Source organism: Bradyrhizobium sp. NP1, assembly GCF_030378205.1.
Taxonomy (GTDB): Bacteria; Pseudomonadota; Alphaproteobacteria; order Rhizobiales; family Xanthobacteraceae; genus Bradyrhizobium.
The window spans coordinates 6,644,505-6,660,116 of sequence record NZ_CP127385.1 but is presented as its reverse complement, the minus strand read 5'-3'; the positions used below and the strand labels follow the sequence as shown (position 1 = coordinate 6,660,116).

The window sequence follows — 15,612 nt, the reverse complement described above, 5'->3', positions numbered from 1 at the left end:
GTCAGTAGATCATCGCCGCCGCATTGAGCGCGCCGGCGGCAAGCGAGGACAGCCCGAGCCAGATCGCGGGCGCAAGCTCGCCCGCGGCGATCCGTCCCGACAGGTTCGGCACCGGGACCTTGACCAGATAGAACACCACGATCTGCACGATGAGCGCGATCGCGCTCCAGATCAGGCAGTCCACCACATTGGCGGAGTGGGCAATCGCGCTGACCACCGGCAGCACGAAGCCGAGCAGGCTCAAGCCCAGCGCGATCGCGGCCGCCGGATCGTTGTCGCGGATCAGCTGAAACTCGTTGTGGGGCGTGATGCGGGTGTAGACGAGGAGATAGGCGGTCACGGCGAAAAGGCCGGTGCAGAAATAGACCAGGAAGGCCGGCAGCCCGGCCAGGGATTGCAGGATCATTGGTGAAATGCCCCCGATTTACGACAATTGTCGACCGGCTCCCGCCGCCGGTTCAACCCCCTCAAAAACAAAAACCCCGCCATTCGCGGCGGGGTTCAATCGGGAGGAACCTGGTCGGCTCACGCAACCCGTCAGGCCGGGATGCGCTCGTCAGCCTCGTGCGGCTCGCGCAGCACATAGCCGCGGCCCCACACGGTCTCGATGAAGTTGCGGCCTTCGGAGGCGTTGGCGAGCTTCTTGCGCAGCTTGCAGATGAAGACGTCGATGATCTTCAGTTCCGGCTCGTCCATGCCGCCATAGAGGTGGTTGAGGAACATTTCCTTGGTCAGCGTGGTGCCCTTGCGCAAGCTGAGCAGCTCGAGCATCTGGTATTCCTTGCCGGTCAGGTGCACGCGCTGGCCGCCGACTTCGACCGTCTTGGTGTCGAGATTGACGACGAGGTCGCCGGTCTGGATCACCGACTGGGCGTGGCCCTTGGAACGGCGCACGATCGCATGGATGCGGGCGACCAGTTCGTCCTTGTGGAAGGGCTTGGTCATGTAGTCGTCGGCGCCGACGCCGAGACCCTTGACCTTGTCCTCGATGCCGGCGAGGCCGGAGAGGATCAGGATCGGAGTCTTGATCTTGGAGACCCGGAGCTGCTTGAGCACGTCGTAGCCCGACATGTCCGGCAGGTTGAGATCGAGGAGAATGATGTCGTAGTCGTAAAGCTTGCCGAGATCGACGCCTTCTTCCCCGAGATCGGTCGTATAGACGTTGAAACTCTCGGATTTGAGCATCAGCTCGATCGACTGCGCGACGGCGCTGTCATCTTCAATCAGCAAAACGCGCATGCCAGTTCCCCATAGTCGCCGCTCCGGGCGTCAGGTCGGCCGCAGCACATGCGGCACTCAAAACGCCTTTGAACAACTGATTCGGATCCTGACAACTCATGGTTAACAAAATCTGTTTCGGGTTCGCAAGATCCTCAAGTGCAATTTTTAACGAATCGCCCTAAGATGTTGCTTCGAAGCAGCTTTTCCTACCCGTGCGAGTTCAAGCTCCACATTAAGAGGCGGCCTTAACCGACTCCCGCGACTCGGCGTTCATTCTGAACCAGTCGAGCGCGCACTCAGTCACCAAAGACAGTGACGCAATGATTAATGATGCGGGTAAACACGAAGTTAAGCGGCGGGCCGAAATACGTCGAAACTTAAGGTTTTCGCAATGAAGGCGCTGGCCGAACAGATAAATGACATCGACGGCGTCAATATCTATGGCCGCGTCGTGGGGGTCCGCGGCCTGATGGTCGAGATCGCGGGTCCGATCCATGCGATGTCGGTCGGGGCGCGCATCGTGATCGAAACCGGGACCGACCGTTTCATTCCTTCCGAGGTGATCGGCTTCTCCGGCAGCAATGCCGTGGTGATGCCGTTTGCCGGGCTCGAGGGGGTGCGGCGTGGCTGCCGCGCCGTCATTGCCAATGCGGCAGGCCAGGTGCGGCCCAGCGCGGCCTGGCTCGGCCGGGTCATCAACGCCATGGCCGAGCCGATCGACGGCAAGGGGCCTTTGCCGCAAGGCGGCTCGCCGATGCCCTATCGCAACCTGCCGCCGCCGGCGCATGCGCGACAGCGGGTCGGTCGGCCGCTCGACCTCGGCGTGCGTGCGCTCAACACCTTCCTGACCTGCTGCCGCGGCCAGCGGCTCGGCATCTTCGCCGGCTCCGGCGTCGGCAAGTCGGTGCTGCTCTCGATGCTGGCGCGCAATGTCGACGCCGACGTCAGCGTCATCGGCCTGATCGGCGAGCGCGGCCGCGAGGTCCAGGAATTCCTGCAGGACGACCTCGGGGAAGAGGGGCTGGCGCGCTCGGTGGTGGTGGTGGCGACCTCGGACGAGCCCGCGCTGATGCGGCGGCAGGCCGCCTATCTGACGCTCGCGATCGCCGAATACTTCCGCGATGAGGACAAGGACGTGCTGTGCCTGATGGATTCGGTGACGCGCTTTGCCATGGCGCAGCGCGAAATCGGCCTGTCGGCCGGCGAACCGCCGACCGCCAAGGGCTACACGCCGACCGTGTTCACGGAATTGCCGAAGCTTCTGGAGCGTGCCGGACCCGGCACCGGGGCGGGCTCGATCACCGGCATCTTCACGGTGCTGGTCGACGGCGACGACCATAACGAGCCGATCGCGGATGCGGTGCGCGGCATTCTCGACGGCCATGTGGTGATGCAGCGCTCGATCGCCGAGCGCGGGCGCTACCCCGCCATCAACATCCTGAAGTCGGTTTCCCGCACCATGCCGAAATCGGCCGATCCGGCCTACCTGCCGGTGATCATGCGCGCGCGCCAGGTGATGGCGACCTACGCCGACATGGAAGAGCTGATCCGGCTCGGCGCCTACCGGGCGGGCTCGAGCCCGGAGGTCGACGAGGCGATCGCCCTGCATCCGCCATTGGAGGCGTTCCTGCGCCAGGCCAAGGACGAAGTCGCCGGCCTGAACGAGGGTTACCAGCAGCTCCAGCAAATCCTCGGCACCTTGGAAACGGAACGCTAACTTTGTCAGGCCATCATCCCCGGCACATGGTTAGTAATGCCGGCGGGGCCCTGAGGGGAGCCGGCTCCGTCCCGCTTTGGGATTTGGACTTCTGGGGAGTATGAGTCGATGAAGTCACGTGAAACGCTGATCCGCCTGAAGAAATTTCAGGTCGACGAGAAGCGGCGAAGGGTTGCCCAGATCGAGGGCATGATCGCAGACTTCCAGCGCATGTCGGCCGAGCTCGAGCGCGAGATCCTGAGCGAGCAGGAGCGCGCCGGCATCAACGATCCCGCGCATTTCGCCTATCCGACCTACGCCAAGGCCGCGATCCAGCGCCGCGAAAACCTGACCCGCTCCGCCGAGGAGCTGCGGACCCAGCTCGAGGACGCCAAGTCGCTCTTGGCGGAAGCCTTCGAGGAATTGAAGAAGGTCGAGCTCTTGGACGAGCGCGATCAGGCGCGCGAGCGCGCCGAGGAGAACGCGCGCGAGCAGGCCGACATGGACTCGATCGGGTTGATGCGCGCGCGGCTTGGCGCGATCGCCTGACGCCCTCCACCTTCGCAAGCGACATTCCAGAACCCGGGCCTCGCGGCCCGGGTTTTTTGCGTTTGCTTTCCACAGCTTGGCGCAGGCCGCAGTGGGGCGAATTGGTGGACAGATCGGGCCCGGAATATGATACGAGGGGGCTTCGGACCGACGCCGCCGGATATCGAGAAAGCGATGGGAAGCGCGAATTGGGGACGCTGAATGCTGACGCCGGCTGAGCTGGTCTGGCTGATCGCTGCCATTGCAAAAGGGGATCAGGCCGCCTTCGAGCGCCTCTACGGGGCGACGCGCGCGAAACTCTATGGCGTGGTGCTGCGTATCTTGCGGCGACAGGATCTCGCAGAGGAGGTCATTCAGGACGCTTACGTCAAGATCTGGAACAGCGCCGGGCAGTTCAACCCGGGCCTTGCCTCGCCGATTACCTGGATGACGTCGATTGCCCGCAACCGGGCGATCGATGTCGTGCGCAAGCGGGCCGAGTCCTCGCTCGAGGACGAGCCGTCGGCGATGGAGGTTGCGGCCGACAGCCCCGACCCGCTGGCGCGGCGCGAAATGACGGAAGAGCTGAAGCGGCTCTTGGAATGTGTCGGCCGGCTCGAGCCGGATCGCCAGAAGCTCGTGCTGCTGGCCTATTACAACGGCTGGAGCCGCGAGCAGCTGGCGCAGAAGTTCGAGGCGCCGGTCAACACGGTGAAGACGTGGCTGCGCCGCAGCATGCTCGACATCCGCGAATGTCTCGGACTCGGATGACGCTGCGGCTGGATGAGCTGGAATTGGATGACTTGCAGCTGGACTTGCACCTGGATCTGGACGACGTCGGGCTTGGATGATGACGGCCTATAGCGAAGACCATATCGCGCTCGCGGCGGAATACGCGCTCGGCACGCTCGATGCCGACGAGCGTATCCAGGTCGAGACCATGATGGCCGTCGACAGGGATTTCGCCGCGGTCGTGCAGGCCTGGGAATTCCGGCTCGGCGTGCTGAACCAGATGGTGGGCTCGGTCGAGCCGCGGCCGATCGTGTGGGAGAGCATCCAGGCGTCGATCGCCAAGGCCGCAGCCGAGGCGCCGCCGGCAATGCCCGACGCGCCGGCGGAGGCGCCGCTCGAACAGCCGCCGCCTTCGTACGATGCCGAGCCGCAGCTCGCGCCGCTCGAGCCTTCGCCTGCGGCAATCGGCCCCGCGCCGGTCGCCGACAACGCCAATGTGATTCAGCTGTCCGGCCAGCTCAGGCGCTGGCGCGGCATCGCGCGCGTCGCGAGCGCGCTCGCGGCCGCGCTGATCGCGCTGCTGGCGATCGAGGTGTTCCAGCCCGACCTGCTGCCCTCCGGCATGCGGCCGAAGCCAAGGACAGAGATCGTCGAGGTGAAGACGCCGCCGCAGCAATCCACCGCGCAATATGTCGCACTCCTGCAGGGGCAGGGTGGCGGACCCGCCTTCATCCTTACCGTCGATGGCGCGACCAGGAATTTCACCGTGCGCCGGGTCGGCGCGCCCGCCGCCGATCCCGGCAAGAGCTTCGAGCTCTGGCTGATCTCCGACAAGCTCGGACGGCCGCGCTCGCTCGGCGTGATCGGCAGTGGCGAGTTCACCGGGCGCAACGTGCTCGCCTCGTACGACGCCGACGTCATCAACGCTGCGACCTATGCGGTGACCGTCGAGCAGGCCGGCGGCTCGCCCGACGGCAATCCGCATTCGGCGCCGGTCTATAGCGGCAAGCTGATCGAGACCGTGCCGCCGGCGCGCTAGCGGAGTGGATTTGACATTCGCTCCCCACTAGCGGCGACTTCGCAAGGCGAATGTCAAATCCAAAACGCCACTGGAATCCGGAGTTTGCCAGGCCGTAGACTCCCAAGCGTGCAGCCACAGCCGCATCCGCCCAAGACCGCAAGATCGGTCGAGCACGTTACGTCTATCAGCGACTAACTGGTGCCGCCACGGAGGAAGGGACGATGAAGGCGGCGCTTCAAAACTATCAGGCCCGGATGCGGCGGGTGCTGGACCATATTGACCGGCATCTTGACGGTGATCTGGACCTGGAAACGGTGAGCGGTGTTGCGGCCTTCTCGAAGTTTCATTTCCACCGGCAGTTTACGGCGACCTTCGGGTTATCCGTGCATCGCTATGTCCAGCTTGCCCGAATGAAGCGCGCTTCGTACCGGCTGGCCTACATGGACGCTCAAAGCGTCACGGACATAGCGATGGATGCCGGTTACGATGCACCGGATGCCTTCGCCCGCGCCTTTCGGCAACGGTTCGGGCAATCGCCTTCGTCGTTCCGGAAGTCTCCCGACTGGGAGCCGTGGCTTGCGGCCTTCGGGCCTCTCGAAAACGCGAGGAGCAAGCTCATGCAGAAGACTTTTACCACTGACGACGTGACGATCCGCGATGTGCCCCCCACGCCGGTGGCGATCATGGAGCATCGGGGCGACCCGGCGACGCTCGGCACCACCATCCAGCGGTTCATCGCGTGGCGCATGGCCGCTGGCCTGCACCCCAAGACAAGTCCGACCTTCAATGTCTGGCGTTCCGAGCGGCGTCCTGCGACGCCTGCCGATTATAGCGTGGACCTTTGTGTCGGGACCGACCAACCGATCGAGGCGAACGGCGAGCAGATCAAAGCCGGTGAGATCCCTGGCGGACGCTGCGCGGTGCTGCGCGTCGTCGGCAACACCGACAATCTGGAGCCCGCCGCGCTCTACCTTTATCGCGACTGGCTTCCGGCCAGCGGCGAGGAAGCGCGCGACTTCCCGATCTATTGCCAGCGGCTGAGCTTCTTCCCGGAGGTGCCGGAGCATGAGACGGTCGCGGAACTTTTTCTGCCGCTGAAATAGCGCCTTCTGACGGCGGCTTGTCCCTTTCGATCGCAGGAAACGGTCAGGCTGCTGTCCACCTCTCGCGGTCGCTCCCGATTTATGGGTTCACGGCAAAGCGCGATGGCGATTTCAACCTGATCGCATCGCGCTTTGGCTTGATGCCGGCGGCTGGTCCGCTCGAGCCTGCAACGCGACGCCGTCACAGCTCATGTCGGGCGCTTCTTGCGCGGAGCGCGCTTCGCCTTCGGCCCGGCATAATAGGGATTGACCACGCACTGGGCGGAGCGGCCTGACGCGGACGCTTCGCACTGTGCCATCGATGTGTAGCCGCACTCGAAGTAGAAGTGCACCATGTCGTCGTAGATCTGCAGGCAAACGGGATATTTTGGATCGTAGGTCTGGGCCTGCGCCGGCCCGGCCAGCGGCGCCAGCGCGCCGAAAATCGTCAAGGCCATCGCTCCGGCGAGCGCTTGCGGCAGTTTCATGATCGCATTCCCCTCGGATTGTCGCGGGAAATTCCCGCTTCTCGACTTCTTTCTCAACAGCCGCGCGTGGCTGAAGCGCGATCGCAGGTGCTTAATGTGAGAGATCAAGCGAGACGTGCCGCGCAGCCCGACGATGATCGATTTCGCCATGCCTGTCATCGCGGCGCGTGATCGCGTGGTCCGCTTTTCATGGGCGCAAAATACGGGCCCTAAAGAAGAAGCCCTAAAAAGAAGAAAACGCCCGTGGGGAGCGGGCGTTTTCCAACTTGGGGGTAGTTGGGGTCTTCTACGTATCCACGCAGCGACTTTGGGGGGCTGGTAAAGAGCCGCGTGAATTCCTTTAAAACTCCTCAGCGCACTGTTGAGGCGTTTGAACTCGTGATCACGACCGGCTTGCCTGCCTTGATGACATGCGCGGTCTGGGTGTAGCCATCATCTGTCGTCACGCGGGCGGCGATGCCGAGGCCGGCCACCGCGATGCCAGCAACAAGCGCGACGACCACAATCTTCAGATGGGTCCCGCGATCAGCGCTGTAAATCGAGTGGTTCATCGTAGCCTCCCGTCGCCCTCCTGCAGCGGATTCGTCGAAAGCTTCCGCCAGCAGGTTCAAGCAACCCGCACTCAGAAAAGTAAGAATGCGCGCTTTCGTTCCAAAGGGGCGATCACAAGGCCGTGATAACACTTGAATATTCGCGATTAAAAGGGTCGGAAATCGGTGTTTTATCCATATAAAACAGTGGTTTAATATGTCTGGCGTGTTTAGGGCGATATTGTGTTGCGTTCGCCCGAATCAGTGAAATCCGTTTGCCTGTGGCGAAAAAACACAGGCGGAACAAGGGCCCTCGGCGGGCCCCGATCCCCCGGCGCCTAGGCGCTGCCGACCGTTTTGAGGCGGGCGCGCGGGTGAATTTCGGACTGCGACAGCACGGTGGTTTGCGGGCGGAAACGCTCGACCAGCGAGCGCACGAAGGGACGGATGCCGGCCGAGGTGACCAGCACCGGCGCCTCGCCCTCGCGCGCGGCGCGCTCGAACGCATCGCGCACTGCGGTCATGAACTCCGAGAGCTTTGACGGCTGCATCGCCAGCGTGCGCTCCTCGCCCTGGCCGATCAGCGATTCCGCGAAGGCCTGCTCCCACTTGGCCGACAGCGCGATCAGCGGCAGGTAGCCGGCGGGCGAGGTGTTGGCGGCGCAGATCTGGCGCGCGAGGCGGGCGCGGACATGCTCGACCATGGTCGACGGGTTGCGCGAGAAGGCCAGCGCATCGGCGATGCCTTCCAGGATCGTCGAGAGGTCGCGGATCGAGATGCGCTCGGCGAGCAGCAGCTGCAGCACGCGCTGGATGCCGGAGATCGTGACCTGGGCCGGCACGATGTCCTTGATCAGTTCGCTCTGCTCCTTCGGCAGCTCCTTCAGGAGCTTCTGCACCTCGCCATAGGACAAGAGGTCGGACATGTTGGCCTTGAGCAGCTCGGTCAGATGCGTCGACAGCACGGTGGCGGCGTCGACGACGGTGTAGCCCTTCAGCGAGGCTTCCTCCTTCAGCGCGGCGTCGACCCAGGTCGCGGGCAGGCCGAAGGTCGGCTCGGTGGTGTGGATGCCGGGCACGGCGACGTGGCCGCCGGCGGGATCCATGACCATGAACGAGTTCGGCCAGATCTTGCCGGTGCCGGCCTCGACCTCCTTGATCTTGATGACGTAGGTGTTGGCCTCGAGCTGCACGTTGTCGAGGATGCGCACCGCCGGCATCACGAAACCCATCTCGATCGCGAGCGAGCGTCGCAGCGCCTTGATCTGCTCGGTCAGGCGGTCGGTGCCGTCGGGCCCGTTGACCAGCGGCAGCAGCGCGTAACCGAGCTCGATCTTGAGATCGTCGATCTTGAGCGCGGCGGCGATCGGCTCCTCGGCGGCGGCGGCCGCGGCCGCGGCTGCGGCGGGCGCCGCCGCGGCGCTGGCTTCCTCGGCCTTCCTGGCCCGCTTCTGCTTGCCTGCCGACCAGGCGAGCGCGGCCGCGCCGCTGCCGAGCGCGAGGAACGGCAGGGTCGGAATGCCCGGCAGCATCGCCAGCACCAGCATGACGCCAGCCGACATGCCGAGCGCCTGCGGATAGCCGGAAAACTGCTTCATCAGCGCCTTGTCGGCGGCGCCGGAGACGCCGGCCTTGGAGACGAGCAGGCCGGCCGCGGTCGAGACGATCAGCGCCGGCACCTGCGTCACGAGGCCGTCGCCGACGGTGAGCAGCGTGTAGGTGCGCGCGGCGTCGCCGAAGGAAAGGCCCTGCTGCGCCACGCCGATGATGATGCCGCCGACGATGTTGATGAAGACCACGAGCAGGCCCGCAACCGCATCGCCGCGGACGAATTTCGAGGCGCCGTCCATGGCGCCGAAGAAGCCGCTTTCGTCTTCCAGCGCCTTGCGGCGCTCCTTGGCGACCGTCTCGTTGATCAGCCCTGCAGAAAGGTCGGCGTCGATCGCCATCTGCTTGCCGGGCATCGCGTCGAGGTGGAAGCGCGCCGCGACTTCCGCGATGCGTCCCGAGCCCTTGGTGATGACCACGAAATTCACCGTCACCAGGATCGCGAACACGATGATGCCGATGACGAAATTGCCGCCCATCACGAAGTTGCCGAAGGCCTCGATGACGTGGCCGGCCGCGTCCGTGCCCTCGTGGCCGCGCGACAGGATCAGCCGCGTCGAGGCCAGGTTCAGCGACAGCCGCAGCATCGTCGAGATCAAGAGGATGGTCGGGAAGGAGGAGAATTCCAGCGGCGCCTGGATGAACAGGGCCGTCATCAGGATCAGGATCGACAGCGTGATCGAGATCGCCAGGAACAGGTCGAGCACGATCGAGGGCAGCGGCAGGATCAGGACCACCAGGATGGTGAGGATGCCGCAGGCGAGCGCGATGTCGCCGCGCTTTAAGATGTTGCCGATGTCGCTGAGTTTGGGAAATCCCGCCGGCGCGGCTGCGCCCTGGGCCGCCGTGATATCCACCATGGTCGCCGTGTCCCCCCGACTATGCCGCTCGCGCGCGCCAAACGTCTGTGCGGCGGCCTGGGGGCCGCCGTTTCGAAAGTGAGGCACCGCACTGGCGTCCACGGGGGCTTCTCCCGCATCAAACGCGATCGACGACACTCGACTTCACCCGGCAATTTTTGCCCGGTGTATGGTTAGCAAAGGGTTAATCCGGCCACCCCGGCGGGGCAGATCCGGGCGATTCCGGGGCCCTTGGCACTGCCCGCTGCCGCCACTGCCGCGCGGGCGGGCTTGCGGCAGTTCTGCATGCCCAATCTCGCGCCATTGTGGGTTGACCCTTGCCGGGGCGCTGACCCAAGTTGCGGCAGCCGTGGCAATTTCTGTTCAATCTCCCCCGCATCACGCATCGCTCGTTCCCGACTCCCGCCGGGCATGGCTGTGCCTTGTCGTGGCCGTGATCATCGGCGCGATCGGCAGCGTCAGCATGTGGTCGGTGGTGGTGGCGCTGCCGGTGGTGCAGACCGAGTTCGGCGCGACGCGCGGCATGATTTCGCTGGCCTATACGATGGTGATGATCGGCTTCGGTTCCGGCGGGGTGCTGACCGGCAAGCTGACCGACCGCTACGGCATCGTCGTGGCGATCGGGCTCGGCATCGGCGTTCTGGGCCTCGGCTATATCGGTGCCGGGCTGTCGTCCTCGATCTGGCAGTTCATCCTGGTGAATTTCGCCATCGGGCTCGGCTCGTCGGCGACCTTCGCGCCCTTGATGGCGGAAGCGTCCCACTGGTTCGACCGCTACCGCGGGCTTGGCGTCGGGATCGCCGCGAGCGGCAATTATGTCGCCGGCGCGGTGTGGCCGCCGGTCGTCAGCTTCCTGATGCAGTCGAGCGGCTGGCGCACCACCCATATCGCGATCGGGCTGTTCGTCATGGTGTCGATGGCGATCGCGCTGGCCGTGTTGCGGATGCTGGTCGGCGCCGGACAGGCGCGCAGCCACCTCAACGCGCCGCCGCCGCCCCTCAACCTGCGCTTCTCCACCAACACGCTGACCATGATCCTGTCGCTTGCCGCGATTGCCTGCTGCGTCGCGATGGCGATGCCCCAGGTCCATATCGTCGCCTATTGCGGCGACCTCGGCTATGGCGTGGCGCGCGGCGCCGAAATGCTGTCGCTGATGCTCGGCTTCGGCATCTTCAGCCGGATCGGCTCGGGCTTCCTTGCCGACCGCATCGGCGGCATCCGCACGCTGCTGATTGGTTCGATCGCGCAAGGGGTTGCGCTGCTGCTCTATGTGTTCTTTGACGGGCTGACCTCACTCTATGTGATCTCGGCGCTGTTTGGCCTGTTCCAGGGCGGCATCGTGCCGAGCTACGCCATCATCATTCGCGAGGCGATGCCGGCGCAGGAGGCCGCGACCCGCGTCGGCACCGTGATCTTCGCCTCCGTGTTCGGCATGTCGTTCGGCGGCTGGATCTCCGGCGTGATCTTCGACGCCACCGGCTCCTATGCCGCGGCCTTCGTCAACGGGCTCGCCTGGAATGCACTCAACATCTCGCTGGTGGTGATGCTGCTGTTGCGCTCGCGCTCTTTGCCGGCGGCGGCCGGCCCCGGCCTCGCGGCGCGCGCCGGCTGATCTGTCGCCGCACAGATCGCCGCCGATGCGGCCAAACGCCGCTTCGATGCGCCGGAAAAGTTGCGCTGCACGCCGCCCGTTCCTTGATGCGGGTCAATTGGTTGTCGCGCGCGCCTGCTAAGAAAGTGCATGAAATAAAAAGAGCCGGCGGGATTGCGGGAACCGCGCGGCGGGATCAGGATCGAAAGGCGGCAGGGGAGTCTTTGTGCAGGATTGGAATGCCCGTGCCAAAACAGATCGCAAAACAGATCGTAAAGAGTTCCGATGTTGCGGCGTCAGGCGGCGCCTGGCCGCATGATCCGCTGCTGTGGCCGTTCGCTGCGGCGAACATGGCGCTCGACGCCTATGGCTGGTGGCTTGATCGAAGCCCGGATTCAGGCCGGGCGGACGACGAAGCAGACCTGCCCTGGACCACGCCCAACACCGTCGCGCTGGAGCTGCCGTCGATGCGGCTGCGCGACTTCTCGCGCGCCCACGAAGCGCCGCCGGTCCTGATCTGCGCGCCCTATACCCTGCATGGCGCCATGGTCGCCGATTTCGCTGGCGGCCACAGCCTGGTCGAAGCGCTGCATTCTGGCGGCCTCGATCGCCTCTATCTGACGGACTGGAAGTCGGCGACTCCAGACATGCGTCATCTGTCGATCGACCACTATCTCGCCGATCTCAACGTCGCCGTCGATGAGATCGGACCGCCCGTCGATCTGGTCGGCCTTTGCCAGGGCGGATGGCTGTCGCTGGTCTATGCGGCGCGCTTTCCGCAAAAGGTGCGGCGGCTGGTGCTGGTCGGAACGCCGGTCGACATTTCCGTTCCGTCCGACCTGTCGCGGCTGGTTGCGAAAGCGCCGCAAGCCGCTTTCGAGGGACTGGTGGGCAGCGGCGGCGGGCTGGTGCGCGGCGATCATATGCTGCGGTTCTGGAGCCGTCCGCCCAATATCGAAACCGCACTGCAGCGCGATCTTTCCGGCGGCGCCGCCACCGAGCTGCGCGATCGCTTCCAGCGCTGGCACGAACGGACGCTGGATCTGCCGGGCACCTACTATCTCGAGGTGGTGAACTGGATCTTTCGCGAGAACCGGCTGGCAAGCGGGGGCTTCGTCGCGCTCGGCCGCGAAATCCACCTGGAAGACGTGAGGTTGCCGACCTTCGTGCTGGCCGGCGCGGATGACGAGGTGGTGCCGGCGGCGCAGGCGCTCGCGACCTCAGGTCTGCTCGGCACCCCGTCGCCGCTGATCGAAAGCGCCTGCGTGCCGGCGTGCCATCTCGGTCTCTTCATGGGCGGCCAGACGCTCGCCTCGTCCTGGCCGCGCATCGCGCGATGGCTGCGCAGCGATCTGCCGCGGCTGCGCGCGCAAGGGGCTATCGTGGCGTGAGCACGCGGGCTCCGGGCCCGCGAAAAGCCTACACCGCCTGGCCGGCCCTCAACAGCACGCAGCCGGTGATCTTCAGGCTGCCGTCGCCCTCGCGCTCCAGCGTGTAGAGCGCCTCCCACGCCTCGCCCTCGGCATCGACGATGTGAACGCGCTGGGCGACCTTGCCCGCTTCGGTCTGGGCTGCGCCGAATTCGAAGCTCTTGTGGCGATAGACCGGCGCGTAGGCGTGCTGGACCATGGCCATGAAGATGTCGGCGCGCGGAAAGACCTCGCGGATCGAGGACGACGCGTAGGAATAGGCCGTGGTCGCATCGTCGCGCGCAAAGGCCTCGGCCTGGGCGCTGATGACGGCTCGCGCTGTCGCGACGTCATCGGCGGCGATGGCCGGCGCGGCGGCTAGGCCTAGGATCGCGACGAACAGCAGCATGACGGCGCGCATGGATCGCCCGCAGGATGATTCCTCGCAAGCTTAGCAGAAAACCGGATCGCGGTCCTCTCGAGCTGGAGCATGATCGGGAAAAGTGTGCAGCGGCTTTCCCTCGCGAATAACGCGGAACGCGTTTGCGCGGAGATCATGCCCAAGCAAGAACCTAAAGCGCGATGACGATTCAACCTGATCTCATCGCGCTTTAGTGGAGTGGATTTGACGTTAGCTACCCATTTTGCCGCGCTTCCCCTTATGCGAACGTCAGATCCAAAGCTCCACTAGCGGCCGTGAAACAGAATGAAGGCGACGAAGTCGTTGAGGCTGTGGGCCACGATGCACGACCAGAGCGAGCCGGAAAAGCGAAACACCGCCCCCAGCACGAAGCCGAACGCGAACACGTTCAGGGCGACCGGCCAGGAGAACAGCCCGAGCAGGATCCAGCCCGGCAGATGCATGGCGGCGAAGAGCAGCGCGGTGACGGCATTCGCCGTCCAGAAATTCATGCGCGCAGCGAGCTTCTGCAGGATCAGCCCGCGAAACGGGATTTCCTCGAAGAAGCCGATGCCGATCGACGTGCTGAGGACGCTGTTCCAGGTGATGGTCGACGGATCGACATGCGGCCGGCCGAAGCGGAGCAGCGAGCCGGCAAACAGCAGGGCGCCAAGCGCAAGGCCGATCGCCACGCCGCGGCGCCACCCCTGCGACAGCTTCAGATAGCGAAAGACGTCGGTGCGGTCGACGAAATGGAGATAGGCGACGGCCGGCCCCACCCAGATCGCCAGCCGCATGGCGATGTTGGCCGCGGCATAGCCAAGGCTGCTCTCGCCCAGCGCCTGGACATGCCGGTAGACGAACCACACATAGGCCGTCCAGGCGCAGGCGAAGAAGGCGAGATAGAGGTAGAACAGCGGCTCGCGGGCGCGCTCGCCCGCCGCGGTCGCCTGTCCCGAAGCCGCAGAGTCCATGGGTGATCCCGACGACGAGCCAAGCCCGACGGCACCTGAACTAGCGCAAACCGGGTGCGGCCGTCGAGCGGCGCGAGCGGCTTATTCCCTGGGCGCGGCGGCATCGCCCGGCGGGCTTGCCGGAAGACCCGCCGCGTGCCTGGCACGCACGCCGGTCGGCGTGTCGTCGAAGCGGCGGCGGAACGCGTGACCGAAGGTCGACAGCTCGGCGAAGCCGACATCGGCCGCGATCTCGCTGATCCGCTTGGTCGCGTTATCGGGATCGACCAGCATCGCGAAGGCGCGCTGCAGCCGCTCGGCCTCGACGAAGCGGCTGAACGTCTGTCCGGTCTCCTCGAACAGCATGTGGATGTAGCGATCCGATACGCCATGGCGGCGGCCGATCGTCTTTGCCGACAGGTTGAACTCCGAGAGGTTGGCGAGCACGTCGGCGCGGATGGTGGCGAGCCGCGCCGCGCGCGTCGCGCCGCCGGCCGCGCGCTGGCGCGTCTCCTCGGTCGGCCCGAGCACGAGCGCCACCAGATCGATCAAATGGCGGCCGACGCGATGGGCGAGGATGGGATCGGTCGAGGGGCGGTGGCTGCGCAGGGTGGCGATGTAGCCGTTCAGCAGGGTGAGCGACGCGGCGCCGCCGGCGGCGCGACGGATCGGCCGCTCGTCGAGATTCTTCACCGCCATCGCAAGATCGCTGCGGCGGATGCGGACCGCCGTCAGCGAGGCCGGATTCGGCACCTGGATCGTGCTCGCCGCACCGTTGAACAGGAGCGCGGCGTCGTCCGGATTCATCGTCTCTTCGCCGCCACCGCCGGCATAGTGATAGCGCGTTCCCTCGACGCGCGCGACGAAGCGGAAATCGCCGTCGCCGTCGCGCACGAGCTCGGGGCTGCGTAGATAGGCGAGCGGATTGGTCTTGCAGAAGATCAGCGTTGCGGCCGCCCAGGGATGCTGCTCGACGATGGTCCGCACCGGTCCGTCGCCGATCGGCGCAGGGTCCAGCCGCAGGTAGATGCGTCCCACGATTTCGCGCAGCAGCGCAACGCGCTCTTGCGGCGGGGCGTCATCGGTCGAAAACCGAAACGGTTCGCCATCGCTCGTCGTTGGATTCATTCGTTCGCCTTGCATTGAAGCCGGGAGGATTGCGTCTGCTTTGTCCCGGCAAATCTGGTTTTGCATGGCCTGCATTATGCCAGCCGCGCATGGCTCCGTCTCATTCGCTGCCGAAGCAAATTTGGCAGGCAAGGAATTCGCCGCTCATCGTGATGGCAGCGATTGCCGCTGCCGCGCAGCGCGAACGTTGCGTGCGCGCGCGGACGATGCAGATTCACTCACCGCGCGCGAAAAATCTTCACTGGCGTTCAGGCCGCGCCGACGGCGCCCCGGGAATGGCGCGACGCCTGCGGTGTTGTTGCTATTCGCAAGGCTGCCGACGGCGGTCCGCCAGCCAGACCCGGCCGGCGCGTCGCTGTCGCGCA

The 15,612-nt window shown here is 65.3% G+C and carries 15 protein-coding genes; 7 read left to right on the top strand and 8 right to left on the bottom strand.

Going from position 1 to position 15,612, the window contains the following annotated elements; translation table 11 throughout:
• Position 1 precedes the first annotated feature (1 nt).
• Positions 2-406 (bottom strand): DUF350 domain-containing protein, encoded by a 405-nt coding sequence (locus QOU61_RS32195; protein WP_289655209.1) that lies wholly within the window; start codon positions 404-406, stop codon positions 2-4.
• A 131-nt stretch (positions 407-537) separates the two neighbouring features.
• A complete protein-coding gene (ctrA, locus tag QOU61_RS32190) occupies positions 538-1,239 on the bottom strand; it encodes a response regulator transcription factor CtrA (RefSeq protein WP_016848562.1) in 702 nt (233 codons plus the stop codon).
• 373 nt (positions 1,240-1,612) lie between these two features.
• On the opposite strand from ctrA, the gene fliI reads away from it, so the two are divergent.
• The 5 genes from fliI (at position 1,613) to QOU61_RS32165 (ending at position 6,301) form a co-directional block, all read left to right on the top strand.
• The gene (gene fliI, locus QOU61_RS32185) at positions 1,613-2,938 is read left to right on the top strand and encodes a flagellar protein export ATPase FliI (RefSeq protein ID WP_289655208.1); all 1,326 of its coding nucleotides are present in this window, start codon (positions 1,613-1,615) and stop codon (positions 2,936-2,938) included.
• A gap of 108 nt (positions 2,939-3,046) precedes the next feature.
• Entirely contained in the window at positions 3,047-3,466 is a 420-nt protein-coding gene (gene fliJ, locus QOU61_RS32180) for a flagellar export protein FliJ (RefSeq protein WP_289655207.1), read from the top strand.
• A 201-nt stretch (positions 3,467-3,667) separates the two neighbouring features.
• Positions 3,668-4,216: a sigma-70 family RNA polymerase sigma factor gene (locus QOU61_RS32175; protein WP_289655206.1), complete on the top strand. Its 549-nt coding sequence runs from the start codon at positions 3,668-3,670 to the stop codon at positions 4,214-4,216.
• Positions 4,217-4,295: 79 nt separating this feature from the next.
• Positions 4,296-5,216: an anti-sigma factor gene (locus QOU61_RS32170; protein WP_289655205.1), complete on the top strand. Its 921-nt coding sequence runs from the start codon at positions 4,296-4,298 to the stop codon at positions 5,214-5,216.
• A gap of 203 nt (positions 5,217-5,419) precedes the next feature.
• Entirely contained in the window at positions 5,420-6,301 is an 882-nt protein-coding gene (locus tag QOU61_RS32165) for an AraC family transcriptional regulator (RefSeq protein WP_289655204.1), read from the top strand.
• A 188-nt stretch (positions 6,302-6,489) separates the two neighbouring features.
• Here QOU61_RS32165 and QOU61_RS32160 read toward each other — a convergent pair whose 3' ends face one another.
• The 3 genes from QOU61_RS32160 to flhA form a co-directional block, all read right to left on the bottom strand.
• Complete coding sequence (locus QOU61_RS32160) at positions 6,490-6,768, bottom strand: DUF3551 domain-containing protein (protein ID WP_502876849.1); 279 nt, start codon at positions 6,766-6,768, stop codon at positions 6,490-6,492.
• 350 nt (positions 6,769-7,118) lie between these two features.
• A complete protein-coding gene (locus tag QOU61_RS32155) occupies positions 7,119-7,319 on the bottom strand; it encodes a hypothetical protein (protein WP_289655203.1) in 201 nt (66 codons plus the stop codon).
• 317 nt (positions 7,320-7,636) lie between these two features.
• Positions 7,637-9,766 carry a flagellar biosynthesis protein FlhA gene (flhA, locus tag QOU61_RS32150; RefSeq protein ID WP_289655202.1) on the bottom strand — a complete coding sequence of 710 codons (2,130 nt, stop codon included), beginning with the start codon at positions 9,764-9,766 and terminating at the stop codon, positions 7,637-7,639.
• Positions 9,767-10,115: 349 nt separating this feature from the next.
• Between flhA and QOU61_RS32145 the strand changes: the two genes are divergently transcribed.
• A complete protein-coding gene (locus QOU61_RS32145) occupies positions 10,116-11,378 on the top strand; it encodes an MFS transporter (protein ID WP_502876848.1) in 1,263 nt (420 codons plus the stop codon).
• 224 nt (positions 11,379-11,602) lie between these two features.
• Positions 11,603-12,748 (top strand): alpha/beta fold hydrolase, encoded by a 1,146-nt coding sequence (locus QOU61_RS32140; RefSeq protein ID WP_502876847.1) that lies wholly within the window; start codon positions 11,603-11,605, stop codon positions 12,746-12,748.
• A 28-nt stretch (positions 12,749-12,776) separates the two neighbouring features.
• Here QOU61_RS32140 and QOU61_RS32135 read toward each other — a convergent pair whose 3' ends face one another.
• The 3 genes from QOU61_RS32135 to QOU61_RS32125 all read right to left on the bottom strand — a co-directional run bounded on the left by QOU61_RS32135 (position 12,777) and on the right by QOU61_RS32125 (position 15,247).
• Positions 12,777-13,187: a DUF4864 domain-containing protein gene (locus QOU61_RS32135; RefSeq protein ID WP_289655200.1), complete on the bottom strand. Its 411-nt coding sequence runs from the start codon at positions 13,185-13,187 to the stop codon at positions 12,777-12,779.
• Positions 13,188-13,453: 266 nt separating this feature from the next.
• Positions 13,454-14,140 carry a CPBP family intramembrane glutamic endopeptidase gene (locus tag QOU61_RS32130; protein ID WP_289655199.1) on the bottom strand — a complete coding sequence of 229 codons (687 nt, stop codon included), beginning with the start codon at positions 14,138-14,140 and terminating at the stop codon, positions 13,454-13,456.
• 81 nt (positions 14,141-14,221) lie between these two features.
• Positions 14,222-15,247, bottom strand: coding sequence for an AraC family transcriptional regulator (locus QOU61_RS32125; RefSeq protein WP_289655198.1), 1,026 nt, complete (start codon positions 15,245-15,247; stop codon positions 14,222-14,224).
• Positions 15,248-15,612: the final 365 nt, after the last annotated feature.

Excerpts from the sequence above, each read along its gene's own strand:
- QOU61_RS32195 (WP_289655209.1), bottom strand. The coding sequence starts at position 406 with ATGATCCTGCAATCCCTGGCCGGGCTGCCGGCCTTCCTGGTCTATTTC.
- ctrA (WP_016848562.1), bottom strand. The coding sequence starts at position 1,239 with ATGCGCGTTTTGCTGATTGAAGATGACAGCGCCGTCGCGCAGTCGATC.
- fliI (WP_289655208.1), top strand. The coding sequence starts at position 1,613 with ATGAAGGCGCTGGCCGAACAGATAAATGACATCGACGGCGTCAATATC.
- fliJ (WP_289655207.1), top strand. The coding sequence starts at position 3,047 with ATGAAGTCACGTGAAACGCTGATCCGCCTGAAGAAATTTCAGGTCGAC.
- QOU61_RS32175 (WP_289655206.1), top strand. The coding sequence starts at position 3,668 with ATGCTGACGCCGGCTGAGCTGGTCTGGCTGATCGCTGCCATTGCAAAA.
- QOU61_RS32170 (WP_289655205.1), top strand. The coding sequence starts at position 4,296 with ATGACGGCCTATAGCGAAGACCATATCGCGCTCGCGGCGGAATACGCG.
- QOU61_RS32165 (WP_289655204.1), top strand. The coding sequence starts at position 5,420 with ATGAAGGCGGCGCTTCAAAACTATCAGGCCCGGATGCGGCGGGTGCTG.
- QOU61_RS32160 (WP_502876849.1), bottom strand. The coding sequence starts at position 6,768 with ATGAAACTGCCGCAAGCGCTCGCCGGAGCGATGGCCTTGACGATTTTC.
- QOU61_RS32155 (WP_289655203.1), bottom strand. The coding sequence starts at position 7,319 with ATGAACCACTCGATTTACAGCGCTGATCGCGGGACCCATCTGAAGATT.
- flhA (WP_289655202.1), bottom strand. The coding sequence starts at position 9,766 with ATGGTGGATATCACGGCGGCCCAGGGCGCAGCCGCGCCGGCGGGATTT.
- QOU61_RS32135 (WP_289655200.1), bottom strand. The coding sequence starts at position 13,187 with ATGCGCGCCGTCATGCTGCTGTTCGTCGCGATCCTAGGCCTAGCCGCC.
- QOU61_RS32130 (WP_289655199.1), bottom strand. The coding sequence starts at position 14,140 with ATGGACTCTGCGGCTTCGGGACAGGCGACCGCGGCGGGCGAGCGCGCC.
- QOU61_RS32125 (WP_289655198.1), bottom strand. The coding sequence starts at position 15,247 with ATGAATCCAACGACGAGCGATGGCGAACCGTTTCGGTTTTCGACCGAT.